Origin of the sequence: Puia sp. (assembly GCF_036500295.1) — a bacterium.
Lineage (GTDB): Bacteria > Bacteroidota > Bacteroidia > Chitinophagales > Chitinophagaceae > Puia.
Genome location: NZ_DASYCH010000016.1, coordinates 1 through 22,223, shown reverse-complemented (window position 1 = coordinate 22,223; position 22,223 = coordinate 1). Strand labels below are relative to the sequence as shown.

17 protein-coding genes are annotated in these 22,223 nt (G+C 56.1%); 7 read left to right on the top strand and 10 right to left on the bottom strand.

Translation table 11 applies throughout. The features are described from left to right. Positions 1 to 50 precede the first annotated feature (50 nt). Positions 51 to 1,622 carry a S10 family peptidase gene (locus tag VGM48_RS04845; protein WP_331576594.1) on the bottom strand — a complete coding sequence of 524 codons (1,572 nt, stop codon included), beginning with the start codon at positions 1,620 to 1,622 and terminating at the stop codon, positions 51 to 53. A 138-nt stretch (positions 1,623 to 1,760) separates the two neighbouring features. On the opposite strand from VGM48_RS04845, the gene VGM48_RS04840 reads away from it, so the two are divergent. Beyond that, entirely contained in the window at positions 1,761 to 3,278 is a 1,518-nt protein-coding gene (locus VGM48_RS04840) for a hypothetical protein (RefSeq protein ID WP_331576593.1), read from the top strand. Between the two features lies 1 nt (position 3,279). Here VGM48_RS04840 and VGM48_RS04835 read toward each other — a convergent pair whose 3' ends face one another. The 5 genes from VGM48_RS04835 to VGM48_RS04815 all read right to left on the bottom strand — a co-directional run bounded on the left by VGM48_RS04835 (position 3,280) and on the right by VGM48_RS04815 (position 10,180). After that, positions 3,280 to 6,411: an FG-GAP-like repeat-containing protein gene (locus VGM48_RS04835; protein ID WP_331576592.1), complete on the bottom strand. Its 3,132-nt coding sequence runs from the start codon at positions 6,409 to 6,411 to the stop codon at positions 3,280 to 3,282. Between the two features lie 122 nt (positions 6,412 to 6,533). Further along, positions 6,534 to 7,052 (bottom strand): ribosome maturation factor RimM, encoded by a 519-nt coding sequence (rimM, locus tag VGM48_RS04830; RefSeq protein ID WP_331576591.1) that lies wholly within the window; start codon positions 7,050 to 7,052, stop codon positions 6,534 to 6,536. 181 nt (positions 7,053 to 7,233) lie between these two features. After that, positions 7,234 to 7,716, bottom strand: a complete 483-nt coding sequence (gene rpsP / locus VGM48_RS04825) for a 30S ribosomal protein S16 (protein WP_331576590.1) — start codon at positions 7,714 to 7,716, stop codon at positions 7,234 to 7,236. 223 nt (positions 7,717 to 7,939) lie between these two features. Further along, complete coding sequence (gene ffh, locus VGM48_RS04820; protein WP_331576589.1) at positions 7,940 to 9,262, bottom strand: signal recognition particle protein; 1,323 nt, start codon at positions 9,260 to 9,262, stop codon at positions 7,940 to 7,942. A 99-nt stretch (positions 9,263 to 9,361) separates the two neighbouring features. After that, entirely contained in the window at positions 9,362 to 10,180 is an 819-nt protein-coding gene (locus tag VGM48_RS04815; protein WP_331576588.1) for an RNA polymerase sigma factor RpoD/SigA, read from the bottom strand. 422 nt (positions 10,181 to 10,602) lie between these two features. On the opposite strand from VGM48_RS04815, the gene VGM48_RS04810 reads away from it, so the two are divergent. Then, entirely contained in the window at positions 10,603 to 10,983 is a 381-nt protein-coding gene (locus VGM48_RS04810; protein ID WP_331576587.1) for an START-like domain-containing protein, read from the top strand. Here the strand turns inward: VGM48_RS04810 and VGM48_RS04805 are convergent. Continuing rightward, on the bottom strand, positions 10,980 to 11,612 hold the full coding sequence (locus tag VGM48_RS04805; protein WP_331576586.1) for a hypothetical protein: 633 nt from the start codon (positions 11,610 to 11,612) through the stop codon (positions 10,980 to 10,982). The genes VGM48_RS04810 and VGM48_RS04805 overlap by 4 nt on opposite strands. Between VGM48_RS04805 and VGM48_RS04800 the strand changes: the two genes are divergently transcribed. The 5 genes from VGM48_RS04800 to VGM48_RS04780 all read left to right on the top strand — a co-directional run bounded on the left by VGM48_RS04800 (position 11,600) and on the right by VGM48_RS04780 (position 19,568). After that, complete coding sequence (locus tag VGM48_RS04800; protein WP_331576585.1) at positions 11,600 to 13,492, top strand: LptF/LptG family permease; 1,893 nt, start codon at positions 11,600 to 11,602, stop codon at positions 13,490 to 13,492. The genes VGM48_RS04805 and VGM48_RS04800 overlap by 13 nt on opposite strands. 7 nt (positions 13,493 to 13,499) lie before the next feature. Next, the gene (locus VGM48_RS04795; protein WP_331576584.1) at positions 13,500 to 14,543 is read left to right on the top strand and encodes a cation diffusion facilitator family transporter; all 1,044 of its coding nucleotides are present in this window, start codon (positions 13,500 to 13,502) and stop codon (positions 14,541 to 14,543) included. Positions 14,544 to 14,735: 192 nt separating this feature from the next. Further along, positions 14,736 to 16,400 carry a hypothetical protein gene (locus tag VGM48_RS04790; protein WP_331576583.1) on the top strand — a complete coding sequence of 555 codons (1,665 nt, stop codon included), beginning with the start codon at positions 14,736 to 14,738 and terminating at the stop codon, positions 16,398 to 16,400. A 7-nt stretch (positions 16,401 to 16,407) separates the two neighbouring features. After that, positions 16,408 to 18,279 carry a hypothetical protein gene (locus tag VGM48_RS04785; protein WP_331576582.1) on the top strand — a complete coding sequence of 624 codons (1,872 nt, stop codon included), beginning with the start codon at positions 16,408 to 16,410 and terminating at the stop codon, positions 18,277 to 18,279. A 29-nt stretch (positions 18,280 to 18,308) separates the two neighbouring features. Continuing rightward, entirely contained in the window at positions 18,309 to 19,568 is a 1,260-nt protein-coding gene (locus VGM48_RS04780) for a TlpA family protein disulfide reductase (RefSeq protein WP_331576581.1), read from the top strand. Between the two features lie 30 nt (positions 19,569 to 19,598). On the opposite strand, the gene VGM48_RS04775 is transcribed toward VGM48_RS04780, so the two are convergent. From VGM48_RS04775 to VGM48_RS04765, 3 genes are all read right to left on the bottom strand, one after another. Next, positions 19,599 to 19,979: a hypothetical protein gene (locus VGM48_RS04775; protein ID WP_331576580.1), complete on the bottom strand. Its 381-nt coding sequence runs from the start codon at positions 19,977 to 19,979 to the stop codon at positions 19,599 to 19,601. Between the two features lie 15 nt (positions 19,980 to 19,994). Further along, positions 19,995 to 20,753: a hypothetical protein gene (locus VGM48_RS04770; RefSeq protein ID WP_331576579.1), complete on the bottom strand. Its 759-nt coding sequence runs from the start codon at positions 20,751 to 20,753 to the stop codon at positions 19,995 to 19,997. A gap of 1 nt (position 20,754) precedes the next feature. Then, on the bottom strand, positions 20,755 to 22,223 hold a 1,469-nt coding region (locus VGM48_RS04765), incomplete at its 5' end, for a hypothetical protein (protein ID WP_331576578.1).

The window sequence follows — 22,223 nt, the reverse complement described above, 5'->3', positions numbered from 1 at the left end:
CTGAATCCGTGTCGAATCCGGGCAGTTCCTCAGTATTTCGCTGGCTCGTCTTAGTATTTCGCGGGCTCGCCGGGTTTCGGCGTGGCTTCGCGGATAAAGCGGCGCAGGCTTTCGGTGGCTGCTTCAAGGTCGGGTTTCCGCAGGTAGAGCATGTGGCCGCTGGGGTACCCTTCCCAGTGGAGCCGGTTCTTCAGTTTCCCGCTGGGGTCGAGTTGCCAGAGGCTGTACTTGGCGTTGAAATAGTCGCAGGCTCCGTCAAAATAGCCCGACTGGATCAGCAGATGCAGGTAGGGGTTTTGTGCGATGGCCTGGCGGAGGTTCTCGCCGACGCGATTGTTCTCGTTGTTCCAGGGACGGACGGGGCCGAACATATAATATTTCAGGTCGGTCTTGTAGTGAAGGTCTTCCCGGAGATAGATATTGATCGCCGGCGTGAAGGAATGTTCCCAGGAGGTGAGTTCGGCGTTGTAGTCGGGGGAAGCGCCGGCATCCTGACGATCGATGCCTTTGTAGCGGGAGTCCAGGCGGCCCACGGTGAAGCCCTTATCGCGGAGGAGTTCTTTCCAGAAAAAATTGGTGGGGATCTCGAGGTTGGTTTCGAGAACGGCTTTTTCCGAGAGGCCGGTGTAGTGCGCCAGCTTAGCGGCCAGGGATTGCCGTTTGGCGCTGTCGAGGAAGCCGCCTTTTGCCAGCGCCGGCATCAATTCGTTGATGGTGAAGTCCTCGACTTCCGGGAGGTAGTCGGTGAGTTTTTTGCTTTGGAGATCGGGGGCAAGCACTTTGTGGTACCAGGCGGTGGCGGCGTAGTAGGGGACGAGGAGGGAGGTCTTTACATAATCGGCGCGGTCGATACCGATCTCGGTTGGCGACACGAGGACGACGCCGTTGAGGTACATCCATTGCGCATTCTGGAGTTCAAGGGCGAGGCCGGATACGCGGGTGGTGCCATAGCTCTCGCCGATGAGGAATTTGGGGGAGGCCCAGCGGTTCTTGCGGGATACGAAGGTGGCCACCCATTCCGCGAGATATTTTATGTCTTCGTTCACCCCGAAGAATTTGCTGGTGGGGATGTCTTTGCTGACGGCGCGGGAGAAGCCGGTGTTCACCGGGTCTACATAAACGATGTCGGCGACATCGAGTATGGAGTTGGGATTTTCCTGGACGCCATAGGGTTGAACCGGATAGCCTTCGTCGTCGATCTTTAAACGCCGGGGGCCGGTATAGCCGATCTCCATCCATACGGAAGGGGTTCCAGGGCCGCCGTTGAAGGAGATGACGAGGGGACGACTGTCGCGATCTTTTATGTCTGAGCGTTCGTAATAGGTATAGAAGACGCCGGCGATGGGTTTCCCTTCTTCATCCCAGACGGGGATGGTGCCGGCCGTTGCGTCGTAGGGTACTCTCTGGCCTTTGATGGTTACCTCGGCGTGGGTGGTGACGGAGGAGTCGATATTGAGGATACGGCTGTGTGCCACCGGCTTTTCGGCTGTGGCCGGCGCCGGGGCCGGGGCCGGGGTCGCGGGCGGGTTTGACCGGGGCTGGGCCATGGTCGATGCCGGAAGGATAAGGATAGCGGCGGTTTGCAGAGTGCAAAAAAGCAGGCCAGAGACGAACTTGTTCATGCGGCTAATTTAGGTTTGACCCCGAATATAGGAAGGGTATTTTATTTTTTGTAGCCAATTTTTACCAATTTCAGGGAATACCACGGGTCCGTTCTCACGGCAGACCGCTACCTTTAATAGGCACAAACAACCCTAACTATGCCCATTAACCTCGTCTTCGTCCACGGGTGGAGCGTGACCAATCTCAACACTTATGGCCAGCTGCCGCTGCGGCTGCGCGCCGAATTTGCGGCCCATGGCGAGACCGCCGCGATCCACGAGATCTGGCTCGCGCGATACATCAGTTTTCACGATGAAGTACAGCTGGCCGATATCTCCCGCGCCTTCCAGGCGGCGATCGACGAACAACTGGCAGGAATCGTAGCGGCGGGTGAGCGCTTTATCGTCATCACCCACTCCACAGGCGGTCCCGTGCTGCGCGACTGGTGGGCCCGCTATTGGAAGAGCAGCGCAAAACCCGGCCCGATGAGCCATTTGATCATGCTGGCCCCCGCCAATTTCGGGTCGGCGCTGGCCCAGCTGGGCAAGGGCACCCTCGGCCGTCTGCGGTCCTGGACCCAGGGCGTGCAACCGGGCCAGGGAGTATTGGACTGGCTCGAACTCGGCAGTGCGCCCGCCTGGGCCCTCAACACCGACTGGATCACGACCGCCCAATCGCCCGCCGGCGCCAACGGGTTCTATCCCTTTGTCATCGTCGGGCAGTCCATCGATAGACAGCTGTATGACAATCTCAACAGTTACACCGGGGAAATCGGCTCCGACGGCTGTGTCCGCTCGGCCGGGGCCAATCTCAACGCCGACATGGTCATCATCAAACAAAACCTCAGCACCGCCGCCGACGGCTCCCTGCAGGACGGCGATCCCGCCCTCGAATACCACACCGCCCCGGCGACGCCTTTTCTTATCGTCAAGGGCAAGTCGCATTCCGGCGACACGATGGGCATCATGACGAGTATAAAAGCCGAGACCACCGACGCTCCCAGCCAGGAGACGGTCAACGCCATCCTCACGGCGATCCGCGTGGCTAACGAAGCCGACTATGCTAACGCCATAAACAGCTTCGCCGCACAGACCGCGGCTAATCAGCAGATCCAACGCCTCGAGTCCGTCAGCGACCGCCTCATTACCCTCACCAAACGCTATTTTATCCATGACCGCTTCTGCATGGTCATCTTCCGCCTCCTGGACACGGAGGGCAACGCCTTAAAAGACTTCGATCTCCTCTTCACCGCCGGTGACAACAGCCCCAACCATCTCCCCGAAGGTTTTTTCGCAGATCGCCAGCAAAACAGCCACCATCCGGAGACCATTACCTATTTCGTGAACTATGATATTTTGAAAGGCGCCCCGGCAGTAACTGATGGCGCAAAAACGGTGCGGGAGGCCGCACCCGGGATCACTAAACTCGGGCTGCAGGTGAAACCCCGCCCCGACTCGGGCTTCGTCCACTACCGCCCGCTGGAGATCGTCGCCCAACCCGAATTCTTCGACAAGATGGTCAAACCCAACAGCACCATCCTCGTCGATATCCGCCTGAAGCGCCTCGTCAGCAAGGAGGTCTTCCGCCTCGAAGGGCCGCTTGGTCCGGCCATGCCGGATGACAAGGCCGGCAATTTCAAGGACGTCGATCCCGGGAATTTGTTTGTGTGCTGTTGAGTTATTTCAGGATCAGGACTGTTTTGGTCGTTCGACGATGACCATCCGACCAGGTGAGGCGGTAGGTTCCCGGATTCAATCCGCTCAGGTTGACCTGCATGCTCGTGTTCCCCGGGGCCACCGGGATCACCATCAGTACCCGCCCGTTGGCATCGGCCAGCTCGAACTGCGAGGCGACCGCCGGATTCGGGATCAGCGCCGTCATCACCCCGACCGCAGGGTTGGGGAAGATGCCTGTGGCCTGGGTTGCGACAAAGGTCACCGGCAGAAACGGCCCATCGATGCGTCGCGAGGCAGTATCCACCATGATCAGGCGGTACCAGGTCTTGCCGCTGCGCACCTCGGGATCGGTATAGGCATAACCCGCCACGGCTAAACGTTTCGATGCCACGGCGGCAACATCCACCAGCGCCGTCGAATCGCTGCCTTCCTGTATCGTGTAGGAGAGAATACTGCTGTCGTGCTGCGCGACCCAAACTAGCACGGCCTGGCCGTTCACCAGCGCGCCGCCATAGGAGACGAGCTTGAATGCGGCCGGGGCCGCGGGTCTTGTCGTGTCGGGTGGTGCGGGCTTCGTCGTGTCCGGCGGTGCAGGGTTCGTCGTATCCGGTGGTGCGGGCTTTGTTGTATCGGCAGCGCCCAGATACGTAAACGTACCGATCGAGTCACTACCCTTCGACGTAAACACCGCCACCTCCCCCGTCGCGCCATTGCCGACAGTAGCCATGACGACGGAATCTGCTTCCACGACAAAACGCGCCGCGTTCGTGCCGCCAAACTGGACGATCGTAGCACCGGTTAGATTCGAGCCCCTGATGACGACGGTGTCGCCGCTATGCGCACGGTTCGGATAGAAGGTCCGAACGACCGGCGCCGGCCGGATAAAGGTAAACCCGGCTAGCGAACCGCTGACCAAACCATTGCTCACCGCCACGGCACCACTCGCGCCATCGGGGCTGACGAGAGCATAGAGAACAGAATCATTCAACACATGGAAATACGGCGAGGCCACGCCGCCAAAGCTGACGCCCGTCACAGCGGGACTGGCAAAATGGGCTCCCCATACGAGCACCGTGTCCAGGGGTTTGCCGCTCGTTGGGATAAAGCTACTGATCACGGGTTGGATCGTCGTATAGACGAACCCGCTGAGCGAGTCGACTCCGCCCGTTGTCCTCACTGCTACACTACCGCTCTGCCCCATGCCGACCACCGCCAGCAACAGGCTGTCATTAGCCACGTTGAAATAAGTTGCGGGTACGCCGCCAAACGTCAGCGACTGTGCGGTGATGAAATGTGTTCCCATGACCCGGACCGTATCGCCAAACTTTGCGCTGGCCGGACTAAACGCGGTGATCGTGGGTTTCGACGCCGGGAGATAGGTAAAGCCCGCGAGGGTATCGGACCCGCCGCGCGTTGTCACCGCTACCTTCCCTGTCGCGCCGCCTGCCGGGATCGCTATGATCGAGTCCGCCCCCACGACGGCAAACGAACTCGCGGGGACTCCGCCAAAGCTCACGTATAACGCGCCGGTGAAATTGGCACCCTTGATCCCCACCGGCTGACCGGCCGTGGCCGCATTCGGCGTGATCCCGCTGATGGTCGGTGCGGGCGAGAGCCCCATTCGGTTTTGGAAGACCGTTACCCGCTTGACGGTGCCGTCGCTCACGATGATCTCCGGCCGCTGGTCGCCGTCAAGATCGGTGAGGTGAATATAAAAAGGCGCCGAAAAAGTATAATTCGCATCGGTCGTGCTGTAGTTGACCTTCGCGTCAAAGGACACGGTTCCGCGGCTGCCGGTGTTGCGCAGGACCGAGATATTGTCATCTCCCTGGTTGCTGACGACGACATCGGGCCGCCCGTCTCCATCGAGGTCGCCGAGCGCCAGCTCGGAGCCGATGCTGCCTGTGGCAATGATGTTCTGCGGGCCGAAGGAGGGATTGCCCGGGGTGCCGGTATTCAGCTGGACCGTGATCGACTCCCCATCCAGGGACACGAAGTCGTTCTTTCCATCGCCGTCGATATCGGCCAGTTTGAAATAGGGGCCCGCGCCGACCGAAGTAAGGATCACCGTCGATGGCGCAAAGGCGATGTTTCCGCGCGTGCTGACGTTGCGGTAAAAATAGAGCACACTCCCGGTCTTGACGACGAGATCCGGCTTGCCGTCCCCATCGAGGTCCGCGGTGTTATAGTCGCCCAGACTGCCCGGAAAGGAGCCACTGGGGCTGGTAGGCACGAATTCGAGCGAGTCTTTGAAATGAAGCCCTCCCTCGTTTCGCAGGAAGATCAGATAGAACTGGCCTTGCGGGCCGCCCGTCGACCGGAGCTGGTCGGTGAGGATATCCAATTGGCCGTCGCCGTCGAAGTCCTGCAGCAGCAGTTTCCTCGGCTGGCTGGTGGGATGGGTGCCGTATTGCGAAGAGACGCCCGGCGCAAAAGCGATGGCTGCGCCCGGCCCGGAATTTTTGTAAACGGTGATCTCGCAGGAGCCGTCGGCCGCGGAGTCCCAGGTAACCAGATCGGCCCAGGTGTCGCCGTCGAGGTCGGCCGGCACGCAATAGTAGGGCGATTTTGCCTGGGGAAAATGCTGGGTGTTGAAGGAAAGCGTCCCGCCGCCGCCGGTGTTGGTCATCACGGAAAAACTCCGCATCGCAAATTGCGGCGCGTTATTCCCTGCCGAACTGATGATCTCCGGCTTGCCGTCCAGGTTCAGATCGTATACCGATAATGCATTTCCGTCGGTCGCATAATTGACGGGGGCCCCGAAGGAACCCGCGGAGAAAGGCACGCCGCCATTGGAGAAGGTCTGGTCGTAGGATTGGCTGGCGATGCCGGTGAGTCCATCCGACCATACGGTTATCGGTTGGTAAGAGGTGCTATAGGGGGCCATTACCCGTAGGGTGTCGGTCCCGCTAAGCAAGGCAATGCCCTGTGTCGCGCCGAAATTGACGAGGTTGTGGCCGGCGTATGGCGAGAAGTTATGCCCGGTGATGGTCAGCTGCATTTTGCCCGGACCCACCGTCGGGGTGACGGAGGTGATAACCGGCTGAGCAAGAAGGGGTTGAATAAATAGCAGGCAACAGGCCAAAAGGACCGTCATCTGCCGGCGGGTGTCAACAGGGTAGCGAGGGGACATGAAAGGGATTTAGGCGGTAAAGATAGCGTCCGGAGCGCATATTCGCAATGGCCTGCCTCGGCGGCCGCCGCGTTCCCGCCGGCCTCGGCCAATTGGAGCTAAAACGGGATCGCGACGAATAACTAGCGATACACCTCCAACAATCCATCCGGCAGCTCGACATGCACCTCGCGCTTCCTGGGATCAACCTTTCTTAAAGTTTGCTCATGAACGGGTATCAAAGCCTCCTTCCCCTCCAGATCGATCCGGCAAAGCACCTGGTGCGGCTGCTCGATCACCTCGAGAATCTCCCCCAGATCGCGGCCCGAGTCCAGTAGCCGGAAGCCCACCATCGAGATCGGCGCTGACTTGCCCGCGAAGTGCTCGAAGTCGCGCTCCGTCAGCCAGACCTCTTTCTGCACTACCCGCCGCGCAGCCTCTTTCGTGTCGAGGCCTTCCAGCTTCACGAAGAGTTCTTCGTCGCTCTTCACGCGCACGCCCTGGATAAACCACGGCAACATCTCATCCTTCCGCTCTTCGAGAAAAAGCGTCTTCAGTCCTTTCAGACTGGTCTTGCGGCCCAGCCGGTGCAACAGCACCAACTCGCCCTGCAGTCCATGCACCGCGACCAGCCGCCCGATATTTCTGTAGTTCTCCGCCATAATTTTTCGCGTGCGGCTTTTGGCTAAAATAGCCGCACCGCTCAAAACGTCTAATAATTGCCCTTCGGGCTGCGGACCCGTGGTCCGCAAAGGTTTCCGCTGCGCGGACCCGGCGTCCGCCAAAAAAAACAGGAGGCACACGGCCTCCTGTCGAATTTGAATTTTTGTCTGTCGGCCAGGCTTACGCTTCAGCAGATGCTGTAGGTGCAGCACCGCCTTCGGTCTTCCGCTCGGGCCGGTCCATTCCAACCCTTCTCATGGGAGGACCACCGGGACCTCTGCGGCCGGGGCGTGCTTTCCTGTTCTCTTCGTGGCGCTTCTTCATCTGGGCTTCGTGCTCGCCATGCCACTTCTGGAATTTCTCCATCGCAGCCGCGTCATCGAATAACCCTAATTTGACACCACGCAAGAGGTGCTTCAGATAGAGAACACCTTTGTAAGAGAGAATACGACGTACGGTATCCGTCGGCTGAGCACCCTTGTGCAGCCAATCAAGCGCCTTCTGGCGATCGAGTTGAACCGAAGCAGGAACTGTCAAAGGATTGTACGTACCGATCTTTTGGATGAATTTACCATCCCGGGGCGCACGGGCATCGGCGACTACGATGAAGTAGAATGGCCGCTTCTTAGACCCATGGCGTTGCAGTCTGATTTTAACTGGCATTTTAAATAGAAATTTAAATGCGTGAACAAATAAGGTTACCTTTTAACTTTTGGGATTGCAAAACTAACAATCCGATATCACATTTCAAAAATAATACTTAACGATTTAAAGAGCGAATGTTGCGGCGAATTTTTTACAAACGGCTAAAAACTTTAACGTTAACACAAAATCAGCCATTTTGCGGGCCTAATCGAGCAAATTTTGCGCCAATCTCAATGACGGATTATCGCTTGCCCATCATTTTTCCCATCCCCGCGGGCATCTTGTTCATCATCTTCATCATCTGCTTCATCTGCTCAAACTGCTTGAGAAACGCGTTGATATCCGCGATATCCTTCCCACAACCCTTCGCCAGGCGCTTGCGGCGGCTCTGATCGATGACATCGGGGTTATTCCGCTCAAACGGCGTCATCGACTGGATGATCGCCTCAATTCCCTTGAACGCATCGTCGCTGATATCGATATCCTTGATCGCCTTTCCCACCCCGGGAATCATCCCCATCAGATCTTTCAGGTTGCCCATTTTCTTTATCTGCTGCAGCTGTTGCATAAAATCCTCGAAATCGAACTGATTCTTCCGGATCTTCTTCTCCAGCTTCTTGGCTTCCGCCTCGTCGAATTGCGCCTGGGCCTTCTCCACCAGCGTCGTGATATCCCCCATCCCCAGGATCCGCTGCGCCATCCGCTCGGGATAGAACACATCCAGCGTATCCATCTTCTCCCCGCTGCTGATGAATTTTATCGGTTTGTTGACCGTATACTTGATCGACAACGCCGCCCCACCCCGGGTATCCCCATCCAACTTGGTGAGTACCACCCCGGTAAAGTCGAGGCGATCGTTAAACGACTTCGCCGTATTCACGGCGTCCTGCCCCGTCATGGAATCCACGACAAACAGGATCTCCCCCGGGCTGACGGCGCTTTTTATCGCGGCCACCTCCTGCATCATCGCCTCGTCAATGGCCAGACGGCCCGCGGTATCGATGATCACCACGTTCTTATTTTTGGCGCGGGCTTCTTTGATGGCGTTTTGCGCGATTTGCACCGCGTCTTTGTTCTCCGGCTCACTGTACACGTCCACCCCGATCTGCGCGCCGAGGACCTTCAGCTGTTCGATAGCGGCCGGGCGGTAGATGTCATCGGCCACCAACAGGGGGGAAAGCCCCTTGCGGCCCTTGAGGTAACTGGCCAGTTTCCCGGAAAACGTCGTTTTACCGCTACCCTGCAGCCCGGCGACCAGGATCACGGCGGGACTGCCCTTGGCGTTCAATTCGCTCTCGCTGCCGCCCATCAGTTCCACCAATTCGTCCTTGACGATCTTCACCATCTGCTGCCCCGGGCTGACGGCCGTCAGCACCTTCTGCCCCGTGGCCTTTTCCTTGACCGTATCCGTGAATTCCTTCGCGATCTTGAAGTTGACATCCGCGTCGATCAGCGCGCGCCGGATATCCTTTAGCGTCGCCGCGATATTCAGATCCGTGATCCGGCCTTCGCCCTTTATTTGTTTGAAGGCTAATTCCAGCCTCTCGGATAAACTCTCGAACATACTGAAAATGAAGAGAGTGAATGTAAGCACGTTACATTCACTCTCGGGAGGACAAAATTAGTTCTTTTTCAGTGTATTTTTCTACTCGATAGCTAATATTTAAATTCCAAGATAACTCCGCAGCATCTTGCTCCGGCTGTTGCTCCGCAACTTCGTGATTGCCTTATCCTTGATCTGGCGAACCCGCTCACGCGTCAGGTTAAACTTCTCGCCGATATCCTCGAGACTCATCGGATGGTCGACGCCGATCCCAAAGAAGAAACAGATAACTTCTTTCTGGCGTTCGGTCAATGTCTTGAGGCTGCGGTCGATCTCCTGCTTGAGTGACTCTTTATGCTCGATGTTCGAATTGGCCAGTTCGGCATTCGGATTCACCAGCACATCGATCAGCGTGTTGTCCTCGCCTTCGGAAAGCGGGGTGTCCATGCTTACGTGACGGGCGGCGATGCCGAGCGTGGAAGAGACCTCGTCGATATCCAACTCGAGCAGTTCGGCCAGTTCTTCGGCTGAGGGTTCCCGTTCAAACTCCTGCTCCAGATGCGAATATGCCTTCTGAATGCGATTGGTCAAACCAACTTTGTTGAGTGGGAGTCTGACGATCCGCGATTGCTCGGCCAATGCCTGCAAAATGCTCTGACGGATCCACCATACGGCGTAAGAGATGAATTTAAAACCGCGCGTTTCATCAAAACGTTGGGCGGCCTTGATCAGACCAAGGTTGCCCTCATTGATGAGATCGGGCAGCGACAGCCCCTGGTTCTGGTACTGTTTGGCGACGGAAACAACAAAGCGTAGGTTGGCTTTGGTTAATTTATCAAGAGCTTTTTGATCTCCCTGCTTAATACGGATGGCGAGTTTTACTTCTTCTTCGGGACTGATCAACTCTACTTTCCCGATCTCCTGCAGGTACTTCTCCAAACTCTGAGATTCACGATTCGTTATACTCTTCGTGATCTTCAGTTGACGCATGCTCATAGGCAGAGGTCTTTAAAGGGTTTTTAGGTTTAAGGCTACGTTTCCAACAACTTCCCGCGCAGGCGGGTCTTTTTTCGTAAAATTTGGCTTAAATGATCTTAGTCTTGGTAAAACGAACAAATAATTCTTTTCTTGTATCAAAAAGTCGACAACTGATTCAGTGTAGATGTAATTGTGAATTTACCGAATTTGGCCACCATCACCAATTTTTTTAACAAAACATTGACTATCAGCCCATTTGCATTAAAATTTCATTAAAAACTACCCATTTGCCATAGGGATTTTTGTCTGAAATAAAATTTTGATGGATGAGTTTTTTTTCTATCATTGCGCCTGAGGCGATCTCAAAGATTCAAATGAAATAGATGACGAAGAAACAACAATTTATTCTAGAGTATCCGGTCAGATGTTCACCCTCGATCTTATACGAATTTTTAAGCACCCCCGCAGGATTGCAGGAGTGGTTTGCAGATAAAGTAGACGAACGGGATAATGTGTTCAGCTTTTCCTGGAATGGTACAACCGACCGGGCGGAAGTAACCGAAAGCGAATTCGAGAAGTTCATCCGTTTCCATTGGATGGATGCCCCCGTCGAGGAATTCTTCGAGTTCCGCATCGAAAAATCGGAAGTGACCAACCAGACCATTCTCGTGATCAAGGACTTTGCCGGCAAGAGTGAGGTAAAAGATCAGAGTCAGCTTTGGAGCTACCAGGTGAAGGATCTCTTTCACCGGCTGGGTAACTAATGGCCCTCCCGTCGGCCGGCATTTCCGCCGGGCTGCACGGTTATTGGCAAAAACAACACGCTTATCAGAGTTTTGAACATACTCGTTAAGGCTTCAGGCGCGTGCCCCCAACGGTGAAGTTCAATCGCCGCACTCAGTTTTAGGAATTCCTCTCCTGTTTCCAGCGCGTTCACATCGCTTATTTCCCTGTAATTATCCGGCGTATGTTCGTGCCGCCATTCGTCGCCCGAGACGCTTACATGGAAACCGGCGGCCGCCAGCTGCGCCCAGCGGGCCTTGATCCTGGTTAAGGTCTCCCGCTTGTAGCCGCCTTTGAGATGCAAGGTGATGCTGAAGGCATGGCCCCACCAGAACATCGTGCGGATGGCGAATACGTCCTCGCGGCTAAAGTTGCGGGGGTAGTCGAGCATGACCCACGGAAAGCCAAGATAATTCTCGCCCCGGCTGATCTTTGGAGGGACGGCGGCGGGGTTATTGAGTACATCGACCAAGATCTTCTGATACTCCTCACTCAGGCCCGCCATCAGTTCTACCACCTTGGCCATCACCGAATTCTTCGTTAAAATGACCCCCGGATCGGTCACCAGCCGCATTTCCTCTGCCGAAAGCTGTAACTTTGCGTCACTCATATAGCAAATATAACTCCCCCGTGCTCAGCCGCCTGTTCAAAAAACTCGATATTCTCATCATAAAGGCCTTTATCGGGCCCTTCATCGCTACCTTTTTCATCACCCTCTTCGTCCTGGTCCTCCAGTTCATGTGGCTCTATATCGATGACGTCGTCGGCAAAGGTCTCGACATCTGGACCGTGCTCCGCCTCCTCTCTTATGTCGCCGCCACCGTCGTCCCCCTGGCCCTCCCGCTCGCCGTCCTGCTCTCCTCCATCATGACCCTGGGCAACCTCGGCGAGACCTATGAACTCGTCGCCATCAAATCCGCGGGCATCTCCCTGCTCCGCTTCCTGCGGCCCCTCTTTGGCGTATCGGTGGTCATCACCTGCATCGCGTTCTACTTCAACAACAATATCCTGCCCATCGCCAATCTCAAGATGAACACCCTCAAATACGATATCATCGTGACGAAGCCCGCCTTCGATATCAAAGAGGGTGTGTTCTTCGACAAGATCGAGGGGTTCGTGATAAAGATCGGCAAGAAAGAAGCCGACGACTCCACCATCCGCAACGTCATCATCTACGAGCAGAACAACAGCGGCCAGCAGGACAATATGATCGTCGCCGACTCCGGCACGATGGTAGTCGCCCCCAATAAACAAAACCTCGTCTTCACGCTCAACAGCGGCTCCCGCTACCAGGAAAAAGGCGACCGCGGCGTCAGCAGCGGCACCGAACTGATCCGCATGGAGTTCAAGAAGTACAAGATGGTGATGGACCTCAGCTCCTTTAAAATGAACAAGACGGATGACAGCACCTTCAAAGGCAATTTCCAGATGCTCACCATCCTGCAGCTGACCCATGCCATCGACTCGATAAAACAAAACGGCGCCCGGCTTCGCAGACAGGCCGAGCAGGTCATCAATGCGGGGCTCAAATTTCCCCGCTATCTCGACACCACCGGCTGGAATGAGATCGGGAAAACCCCCACCAAACCCTCGAAGTTCCTCCTGCCCATGGACAGCGTTCGCAAGGCACTGCACCGCGAATGGGCACTCGACCTGAAAAAACAGGACTCCACCGACAAGGCGCGCGATTCGATCCGCAAGGCGCAGGAAGCACTTGCCAAGGCCCAGGATGCCCTCGCAAAAGAACGCGCAAAAAGCCGGCCCGATACCAGCCACGCCACCGCAAAACGCCCCGATTCGGCGGCCAAGTCTGCCGCCGCGGCTCACCCTCCCGGCCAGGCACCCACGGCTACTCCCGGCCAGTCAACCGCGGCTACTCACGTGCCGCCGGCGACGCCCCCTGCTAACCCTCCGGTTACGCCCCCGGGTCAGGCGCCCGTCTATCCCACCACCGGCCGCGTAGCAAAAACTCCGCCCGAGGTCCGGTTTTTCGATCTTCTCCCGGACAGCGTCCGCAATGTCGTCCTCGACCGAAGCATCAACACCATCAGCACCTCCAAGGTCTCGCTCTTCCAGCCCGTGTCGCTCTATGCCGTCCAGGAACACCAACTGATCATGCACGAGGAAGCCTGGCATGAAAAGATCACGATGGCCGTCGCCTGTCTGGTCATGTTTCTCATCGGTGCGCCCCTGGGGTCCATCATCCGAAAGGGCGGTATCGGCATGCCCCTGGTCTTCGCCGTCATCTTCTTCGTCATCTTCTTCCTGCTGAATAACTTCGGGAAGAAATTTGTGGGGCAGGCGGTACTCAGCCCGTTTGCAGGAATGTGGATGCCCACCTATGTGCTCACGCCCATCGGGATCTTCCTGATCTATAAAGCCCTTAACGATTCCCAGCTTTTTAATAAGGAATTTTATTTCCGGATGACGCGGAAAATCAGACCTTTGCTGACCGTCCGACGCCGTAAGGCCCCGCCGACGGAAGCATAACCAACGCATGGACAAAGCCCGGGAAAATATCTCCATCCAACGCTGGGTAGCCATTATCGGCACGCTGCTTTTCTTTCTGAAGCTGGCGGCCTACTACCTCACGCAGAGTATCGCCGTCCTCACCGACGCCCTCGAAAGCACGGTCAACGTCATCGCCGGGTTTATCGGACTCTACAGTCTTCACGTTGCGGCAAAGCCCCGCGATGTCGATCATCCCTACGGTCATGGCAAAGCGGAATTCCTCTCCGCCGCCGTCGAAGGCGCGCTGGTCGTGATGGCCGGACTCATCATCATCTACGAAGCCATCATCGGCTTTATCCGTCCTCATGCCATCCAGAAACTCGATAAGGGGATCTATCTTGTAGCCTTCACCGCCATCGTCAATTTCATCGTCGGCGCCATCTGTATCTCAAAAGGCCGCCGCAACAATTCCATCGCCCTGCAGGCCGGCGGCAAGCACCTGCAATCCGACACCTACTCCACCATCGGGATCATCGTCGGGCTCGTCGCCATCTGGTTCACCCGCCTCGCCTGGCTCGACAGCGTGGTCTCCATCATCTTCGCGGGCATCATCCTCTACACCGGCTATCATATCCTCCGCAAGAGCGTCGCCGGCATCATGGACGAGGCCGACCTGCAGCTGCTGCAGGAGATGGTCGGCTATCTCAATCAAAACCGGCGCAGGAACTGGATCGATCTCCACAATCTCCGCGTCATCAAGTACGGCGGTCTCCTCCATGTCGACTGCCATCTGACCGTGCCCTGGTACCTTAATGTCCTGGAGGCCCATATCGAGGTCGATGCGCTCACGAGCCTGATCCGTAGCCGGTTTGGGGAATCGATGGAATTTTTCGTTCATACCGACGCGTGCACCGATTTCGGGTGTCGCATCTGTACGAAGGAAGAATGCACGGTCCGCAAGCACGCCTTCGAAGAGCGCGTGGAATGGACCCTGAGTAACATCGTGGCTAACAAGCGCCATGAGAGTCCGCGGATGGCGTCGAAAGATCAGCTCCACATCGAATTCCCTGAAGCCACACTGCGGTCCTGAGCCGCCCGGCACCCGGCGGCCGTGACTCCAGGCACCTGCAGGCCTGACTATCCGGCACTTACGATCCTGCCCCCACCGGCACTTACGGCACCAAGCCTCCGGGCAGCCAAATTGGCCTTCCCGGGGCATTGCTAAAACGCAAGAAACCGCCTATTTTTAACGTTTATCCCCCGACTCCCCTGAACTGAACCTATGAGCGATTTTGCCTTCTTCCTCCGCATGCTGCTATGCCTCGTCTACCTGGGGTATGCCATCGGCTATTACTGGGTGGGGAGCTGGCTTGCCGGGACGGCCCTGCTGATGCAAACGGGGTTGGGGTTCATCGGCGCCAGCCTGGCGCTCAGCCGGACGGAGCTGTTCACCTTCAAACAAAGGGTCGGCCGGATGGAAGACACCAGTGACATCCCGGAGTTTCGCCGGCCGGTAGGCATCGCCTTCTCGATCATCGCCATCATCGGTTTTTCCCACGACAACCCCTGGTTTGCCATGGCCTTCTGGCTCATGGGCCTCCTTATGACCTCGCCCCTGGACCGGCTGATCTTCGTCCACGTCCCGCAGGGGTATTCCGACGGGTTGTCCTCGGCGCTTTTTCTAAGCCGCTGCGCGGGGGTCCTCACGGGGATCGTAGTCGCAACGATCGGCGTACGCGAATACTCCTTCGACCGGAACGTCGGGGCGCTGGCCGCCGCGGTCCTGGTACTCCTGTCCCCCGTCGTGCTGCTGCTGAAGGGCAACCCGCAATACTCGAAGAAACTGTATTATCGCAATGCAAAGACCCGGGCCTTCCATATCCAGAAGATCCATCTCCGGCAACCCTATTTCGACCTGCTGATCCATGACTTCCAGGTGGAATGGTTTGAATCGCGCGATTACTGGCAGCAGTTGGAACAGAATCCCCACCGCGACCAGTTTAAAGCGGAAAAGATCGCCGAGGTGCTCGCCTATGCCGAGACGATAAAAAAGCAGCCGCTCCTGCAAAGCACCCGTCATCCCGATGGCTCGATCCTCGACGAGATCGCCGACACCTGGCGCGTAAGGGCCGGGGTCCGTTCGCTGTTCGAAGCGCTGGATGCCTGGGCGAAGGAGCCGGGATCACCGAAAGCGTCGGGATCAAAAAAGAACGCGGGCATATCGAAGATGAGAAAGGTCTTCACCTATGTCGCCGAGTACCGCGCGATGATCAAACTCACCCGCGTGATCCGGCATCGTGACCATCCCTGGCCCGTCGAATGGCCCGTCATCACCCCGATCGCCCAACCCGTTGCGACCCCGGTTTCCGAGATCCCGTCCGACGGGGCATCCCTCCCTACGATGCCCCCGAGACCGCAGGCCTTCCTCACCGATGAGATGTATTACCAGATCATCGATTATATCATCCGCCTCGGCAAGAATCTGGAACACTACATGGACCTCAACGACAAGTTTAACGAGCAGGGCTATCGCGATTATTTTCTGCCGTTTCTCAATGCGGTCTCCCGTGATTATACGGCGAAAGGGGAAGTGTTCAACCGCCGGGGCAAAACGGATATCCTCGTCTGCGACAACGACGGCAATAACATCTTTATCGCCGAATGTAAATTATGGAACGGTGAGACCCACCTCCTCGCCGGCGTCGACCAGCTTCTCCACAATTATATCAACTGGCGCGACGAGAAGGCGGCGATCATCGTTTTCAACCAAAGCGTCCGCAATTTCACCGGGTTGATGACGACTGCCACCGGGGCAATGGCCCGTCACCCGCTGTATAAAGCGTTGGCAGGCAAACGTGACCCCGCCTCCTGGTCCTACCTTTTTCGTCATCCCGTCGACGCCGCACGGACCATCCGGCTCGAGCTGATCCTTTTTAATCTTACCTGAAACCCGAATGTATATCCTCCTGTTCATCTCCCGGCTCTGCCTCGCCCTGATCATGGGTGTTTCGATGATCGCCTTTGTCGGGATGGATGGGAACGCCACGGCCGCCCTCTTCGCACTGGCGCTGTGCATCCTTTATGCCTGGCCGCTCTTCTGGGTCATTGCCAAAAAAATGCCGGTCGTCACGCATCTTCCCGGCAACACCACCCTTACCAACCAGGGCGCTTTGAAGTTTGGCCGGTGGACGATGGGGCCGGTATATGCGATCATCGCCCTGACGATCTTCATGGATAAGAACAACGCCGCCGCCATCCCCTATTGCCTGATGAGCATGACGCTGATCCTGCCGCTGGATCGCATCTTCTTCGCCCCGCCCGGTTCGCTGCCGGATATAAAACCTGTTTGGCTGAATGCCTGGGTCATCGTCTTCCGCAACGTGGGCGTCCTCGTCTGCGGCTTCAACGCCGGCCTGTTGACCGACCAGCATACCGTGACGAGGCTCATCATGGCGTGGATCGGGCTGGCCCTGATCTTTGTCCAGCCGGTGGTGCTGCTGTACAGGGGCAAGTTCCGCGAGTTACGCCGCGCGATCACCCAGCCGCCGGAAACGCCGGTGTCCCGCCACCCAAAACCGATCCCCTCGAACATCTTGCAAACGGCCCCACAAAAGGTCGATGCCGCCATTAGCCGGATGGTAGCGCCCTCGATCGGCCCCTCCCCCGGCGGGTCGAAACCGGCGCGTGCCGGCAAACAAAAATATCACAGCGCCAAGGCCTGGCAGTGGCAATGGCCGCTACCCTCCACCGCCAACCGCTATCCCCTGGACGAACCCGCCTTCTTTCAGCTGATCACCGGCTTCCAGGCGAGCTGGCTCCAGGCAAAGGAATACCAGGGGCGGCTGGCCATGCACCGCAACCCCGTGGAGTTCAAAAAACAAATGGTCGAAGAACTAAAAGACTATATCCAGCTGATGCGGCTGCGGCCGGAACTGCTGATCCGCCACAAGGTCCTCTCCACCTATCCGGGGACCGTCGGTTCCGTCCCCGATGAGATCGGCAAGCTGTGGCTCAGCGATCGCCATATCGGGTCGCTGTACAGGGCGACGCAACGGTTCTGTGCCCTGCCGACGAAAATGGCCGTGATGCCGTTCCGCTCGGTCGCGCCGCATGTCGCCGAATACCGCGCGATGATCAATCTTATCAAGTGGATCGAGCATTCCCTGCGGCGCGACCTGGCGAACGCCGCCGCAACGGTTGAAACTCCGGCAGCAGAAACGCCTGCAAGGGAAGCTCCGGCGACGTCGCGGGGGAAGCGCATGGCCTCCGGCACCGCCGCCATGCCAGCGCCCGTCTCGCAGCTCAGCGACGACCGCTACTTCGAGATCATCGACTTCATCCTCAAACTCGGCAAGGACTTCGAGAACTATCCCGAACTGAACGAGAACTTCAACGAGGAGCGCTATAGAAATTATTTTCTGCCGTTTCTTAATAGCGTCTCCCCTGACTACTCTGCCAAGGGCGAGGTCTTCCATTCGAAAGGCAAGACCGATATCCTCGTATGGGATAAGGAAGGGACCAATCTCTTTATCGCCGAGTGCAAGATCTGGCGGGGCGAAGTCTATCTCCTCGAGGGGGTAACCCAATTGCTCACCCGCTATGTCAACTGGCGGGACGAGAAAACGGCTATCCTCATCTTCAACCGCGAAGTGCGGGATTTCAGCAGTGTCATCCGCACCGCGACAAATGCCCTATCCACGCACCCGCTCTGCTCGCAGCCGGGCGTTCAAAGAAAGGATGGGGCCTGGTCCTACTGGTTCCACCATCCCGGCGACAAAGCGCGCACCATCCGGCTGGAATTGATCCTGCTGAATTTTGTGCAGTGAAGGGGCTTACATTGCATAAAAGCATTTTCATGTATCGCCTTATCCATTCCTTCCTGCTCTTTGCGGGTATCGCCCTTTCCGTTCACCTGGCTTATGCGCAGGGATATCTGGACAAGGGTGTCAAATTCGAAGATCATCTCTCCTGGCCGGCCATAAAAGTCAGGGCAATGGCCGAAAACAAATACATTCTTGTCGATTGCTTTGCGACCTGGTGCGGCCCCTGCCGGTATATGAGCGGGTCCGTTTTCAGTTTGCAAACGGCAGGAGATTTTTTCAATCCCCGGTTTATCAATGTCCGCATACAGATGGATACAACAGCTAATGATGAGCCGGCCGTGAAACGCTGGTACGCGGATGCGCGGATGATCAAAACGCGATACGGGGTCAACGCCTATCCGACATTTTTGATCTTCGCCCCCAATGGGCGAATCCTTCATAAGATTGTAGGCGGCACCAACACCGCCAGGGAATTTATCACGATCGTAAGAAGCGCATTCGATACGACAAAACAATATTATACCCAGCTGATTCAGTTTTTTGGCGGGCGGCGGGATTCCGGTTTCCTGCGCCGGCTGGCTTATCAATGTCTCGACAGCTATGATATGCAAAATGGGCTAAAAGTCTTCCAGGCCTGGCAGCCGACACAGTCCAGTCCTTATACCCCGGTGGGGTTGGATCTGCTGGCCAGATACACGCGGCAGACCACCGATCCGGGCTTCGAGCTGTTTCTGCATCATTCCGCCGAAGCGGACGAAATCATGGGGGTCGGCAAGGCCGAACGGCTGGTCAATATCACCCTTCTGCGGGAATATGTGCAGCCGCAGTTGCAGGACTTCAATCCTGCCGGCCCCAATTGGGCGGCTGTCCAGCAACCGCTCGAGTCAAAATATCCCGCCCAGGCGGCCGAAGTCATCGCGCTGAGTAAAGCGTTGTACTATGAACATGAAAAGGACTGGCCCAATTTCCAAACGGCCGTCGTCGCCTATATGCAGAAGTATGGCGCCCATGCCAGCGTCGAACAGCTAAACAGCTTTGCCTTCACGGTCTTCAGCTACTGTCCGGACATGAACTGCGTCACCGAAGCCCTCGAATGGAGCAGGCGTTCGTTCAAAGACAAACCCGTCGCCGGGTATATGGATACCTATGCCAATATCCTTTACAAAATGGGCAAAAAGGGCGAGGCCATCGCCTGGGAAGAGAAAGCCCGCGACGCCGCCGGCCACTACGACCGGCCCGGTTATCAGGCGACCCTGGACCGGATGAAGAAGGGCGAAAAGACATGGGATTGAGCCGGCATCTCGCCTGAGTTCCCGCGTCAGCTAATTATCGTTATTATGATGATTGCAGCATTGTCCTTTTGTATGGAATGTTGGGAGTTTATCCCCGGGAAGTTTACAAACAGCAGTCGCACTATCCGGTTTGTTGTCCCCGCATTGCGCCAACTCGTCAACTTCCAGTTCCCTGGTATTTGCAAACCCTGCCAGCGCCTGGTTAAACCGTTTGACATGCGCCTTTGACGCTTCCGCCGGCGCAGCGCCAGAACCGATCTTCCTTAAAAAGATGACCTTCTGATGGTCGTTGGCGGGAACTCCCTTATTCGCGGCCTCGAAAAATTCCGACGCATGCGCGCCTATATCCTTTGCGGCATTTGTTGCCGGTTTTTTTGCGGCCTTCTTCGCGACCTTTTTTTGCTTTGCCATAAACTGATAATGGTATTATGAGGGTGAAATAAATATCCGGGCTGTTGCCGTCATATTCGTCGGCTGATCCGATGCATCCAGGATGATGGCCGTGATGACGATATACACTCCGGCCGACCCCGCCGGAAGCAACGGTGGATAGTAGGTCGTCGATACCACAGACGCCGTGTCAAGCACCGCCACCTGCGGCGAAAAAACGCCTTTGGGAAGAGTCGGGTTGTCCTCGGCCTGATCGATAAACTTTACTTTTACTCCCTGCGAAACCATTCCTCCATCGGCATTTTGAAGCAGGCCGGTGAACGCCACCTGCATTCCAAAAACATTGGTAAGTTGCAAAAACAGCGGGGTCAGTTGAATCGTGGCGGGAGATGACGGATTAAGCGTCAGATAAACGAAGTCGGTCTGCTGGGGTACCGTCGAAGTGCTTGCCGAAACCGTGTCCGGCCCACTGCGAAGTGAGGCGTGCAGGACCACCGACGCCGTTATCTTGTTGACCGTGACATCGGTCCTGTTTGCAAATACGGACATCGTGTCGGCCCCATTATCGAAGAGACCCGAGCTGGCCTTGAAAGTAACTCCGCGCAAACTTGCCAGCGTGGCGATGGGCAGATCGGCATAAAGGATATCTTTTGCACTGCCATCCGCAAGGAGCTGGTCGCTGCTGGCATGGAGGGAGATCACTTCTTTGACGTTGAGATGCTTCTGGCAACCGGTCAACCAGCAGAGGGCTGCGCAAAAGCCGGAAAAGAGTATATAGTGACAATGGATTTTCATGCTAGTATAATTTACTTTTAAGATCCCCAAACCATTTGGCCAGGTCCAGATCGAGCGACAGCGCCACCATCGGTCCGACGGTGACCCGCTGCGGCAGCAGCGGATTTGGATTATCCCTTTTATAAATCAATCCACCCACCGTGACCCGAAATGCCCGGCTGCACCGGTAGGCGATGCCCGCCACCGCGGACAGGGTTTTTGTCAGATCGCCGGTACCCTGCCGGGTAAGCGCGGAGGTGGTCAGTCCCACCACCGCTGATAAATGATGCGCAAATCGTTTGTTCTGGATGGCACTGAGCGGCTGCGATTTATCAATTGCGATAAAGCTGAAGTTCACGCCCAGGTAGGGAAGCAGGGTATAGGCACCCTTATTATTGACAAAGGTAAAGGCGTTGGCAAGGCCAAAATCGGCAATGATATAATGCCCCGACGCGGTCTGCAAATCTTCGCCCTGGGGTGAAACATCGCCATACGCTAATGATGCCGAAAAAAGATTGTCCAACGTGTTCAGTGCGTCCCGCATCTTTTTGTAATCGTCAGTCAACGCTTTTGTTCGTTTGTCGATCACCGCCAGCGCATCATAGACGGCATTGTAGATCGCCCGACGGGTCGCATCCTCTACCTTTCGGGCGTAGGAACTCAAAGAAAAAAAATAACTGATATTAACAAGTGCCTTTTTCAGCCGCCCATAATTTTCGATCCGCTTTTTTACCTCGTGCATTTCGAGCCTTTTATAGGGTTCAAATTCCTGGATATTGACCTGCCCGTTTCCAAGGTAAGGAAGGATGTCATTGACATTTAACAGGATTTGCAGCGGAATGAGAAATTGGGTGGAATCGGCGAAAAGTTCCTTAGCGATCATATCTTCCTCGCAATTGCACTTGAACAGGTCGTTCATGTTGAATTCCTTATCGTGAAGAAGACTGTTCCTGATGGTAGTCAGGCTTTGGCTTATCACCCTGTCCTTGTCGTTGATATCGTCATAAAAGTCTGACATCAGCCGGTTATAGTCCGATTCATACTCTTCATAGCTCTTCGTCCAGATGACGGAAATATTCGACCCCTCTACCGTTTGTTTGCTGCTAAGCTCGTCATAATCTTTTTTTGCCGCATCGAGGGATTTTTCATGGATTTCCTGGTTGATCTGGTTAAATTTATCGAGGTACAAATGACTCGGCCTGAAGGTAAGCAACACGACAAATGGCGTGTTTGGGAGCAGTTGCCGGTTCACGAAGATTTTCAGGTATTTGACCCCGGCGACCTTTGGCGTATCGTCCACAAACCAAGCCCTGGACAGATCGGTATCGGTAAGGATTGGCGGCTTCTGATGTCTGGCATCTTCCGTTTTTGGTTTCTTCACATTTACCCTGAATAGCTGCAATCCCGACAGTTCGTCCTTCTCCAAAGTAGTATCGACAGGCAGTTGAAGAAAAAAGGAATGATCAAATGGGGCGGCATTCTGTGCCGTTC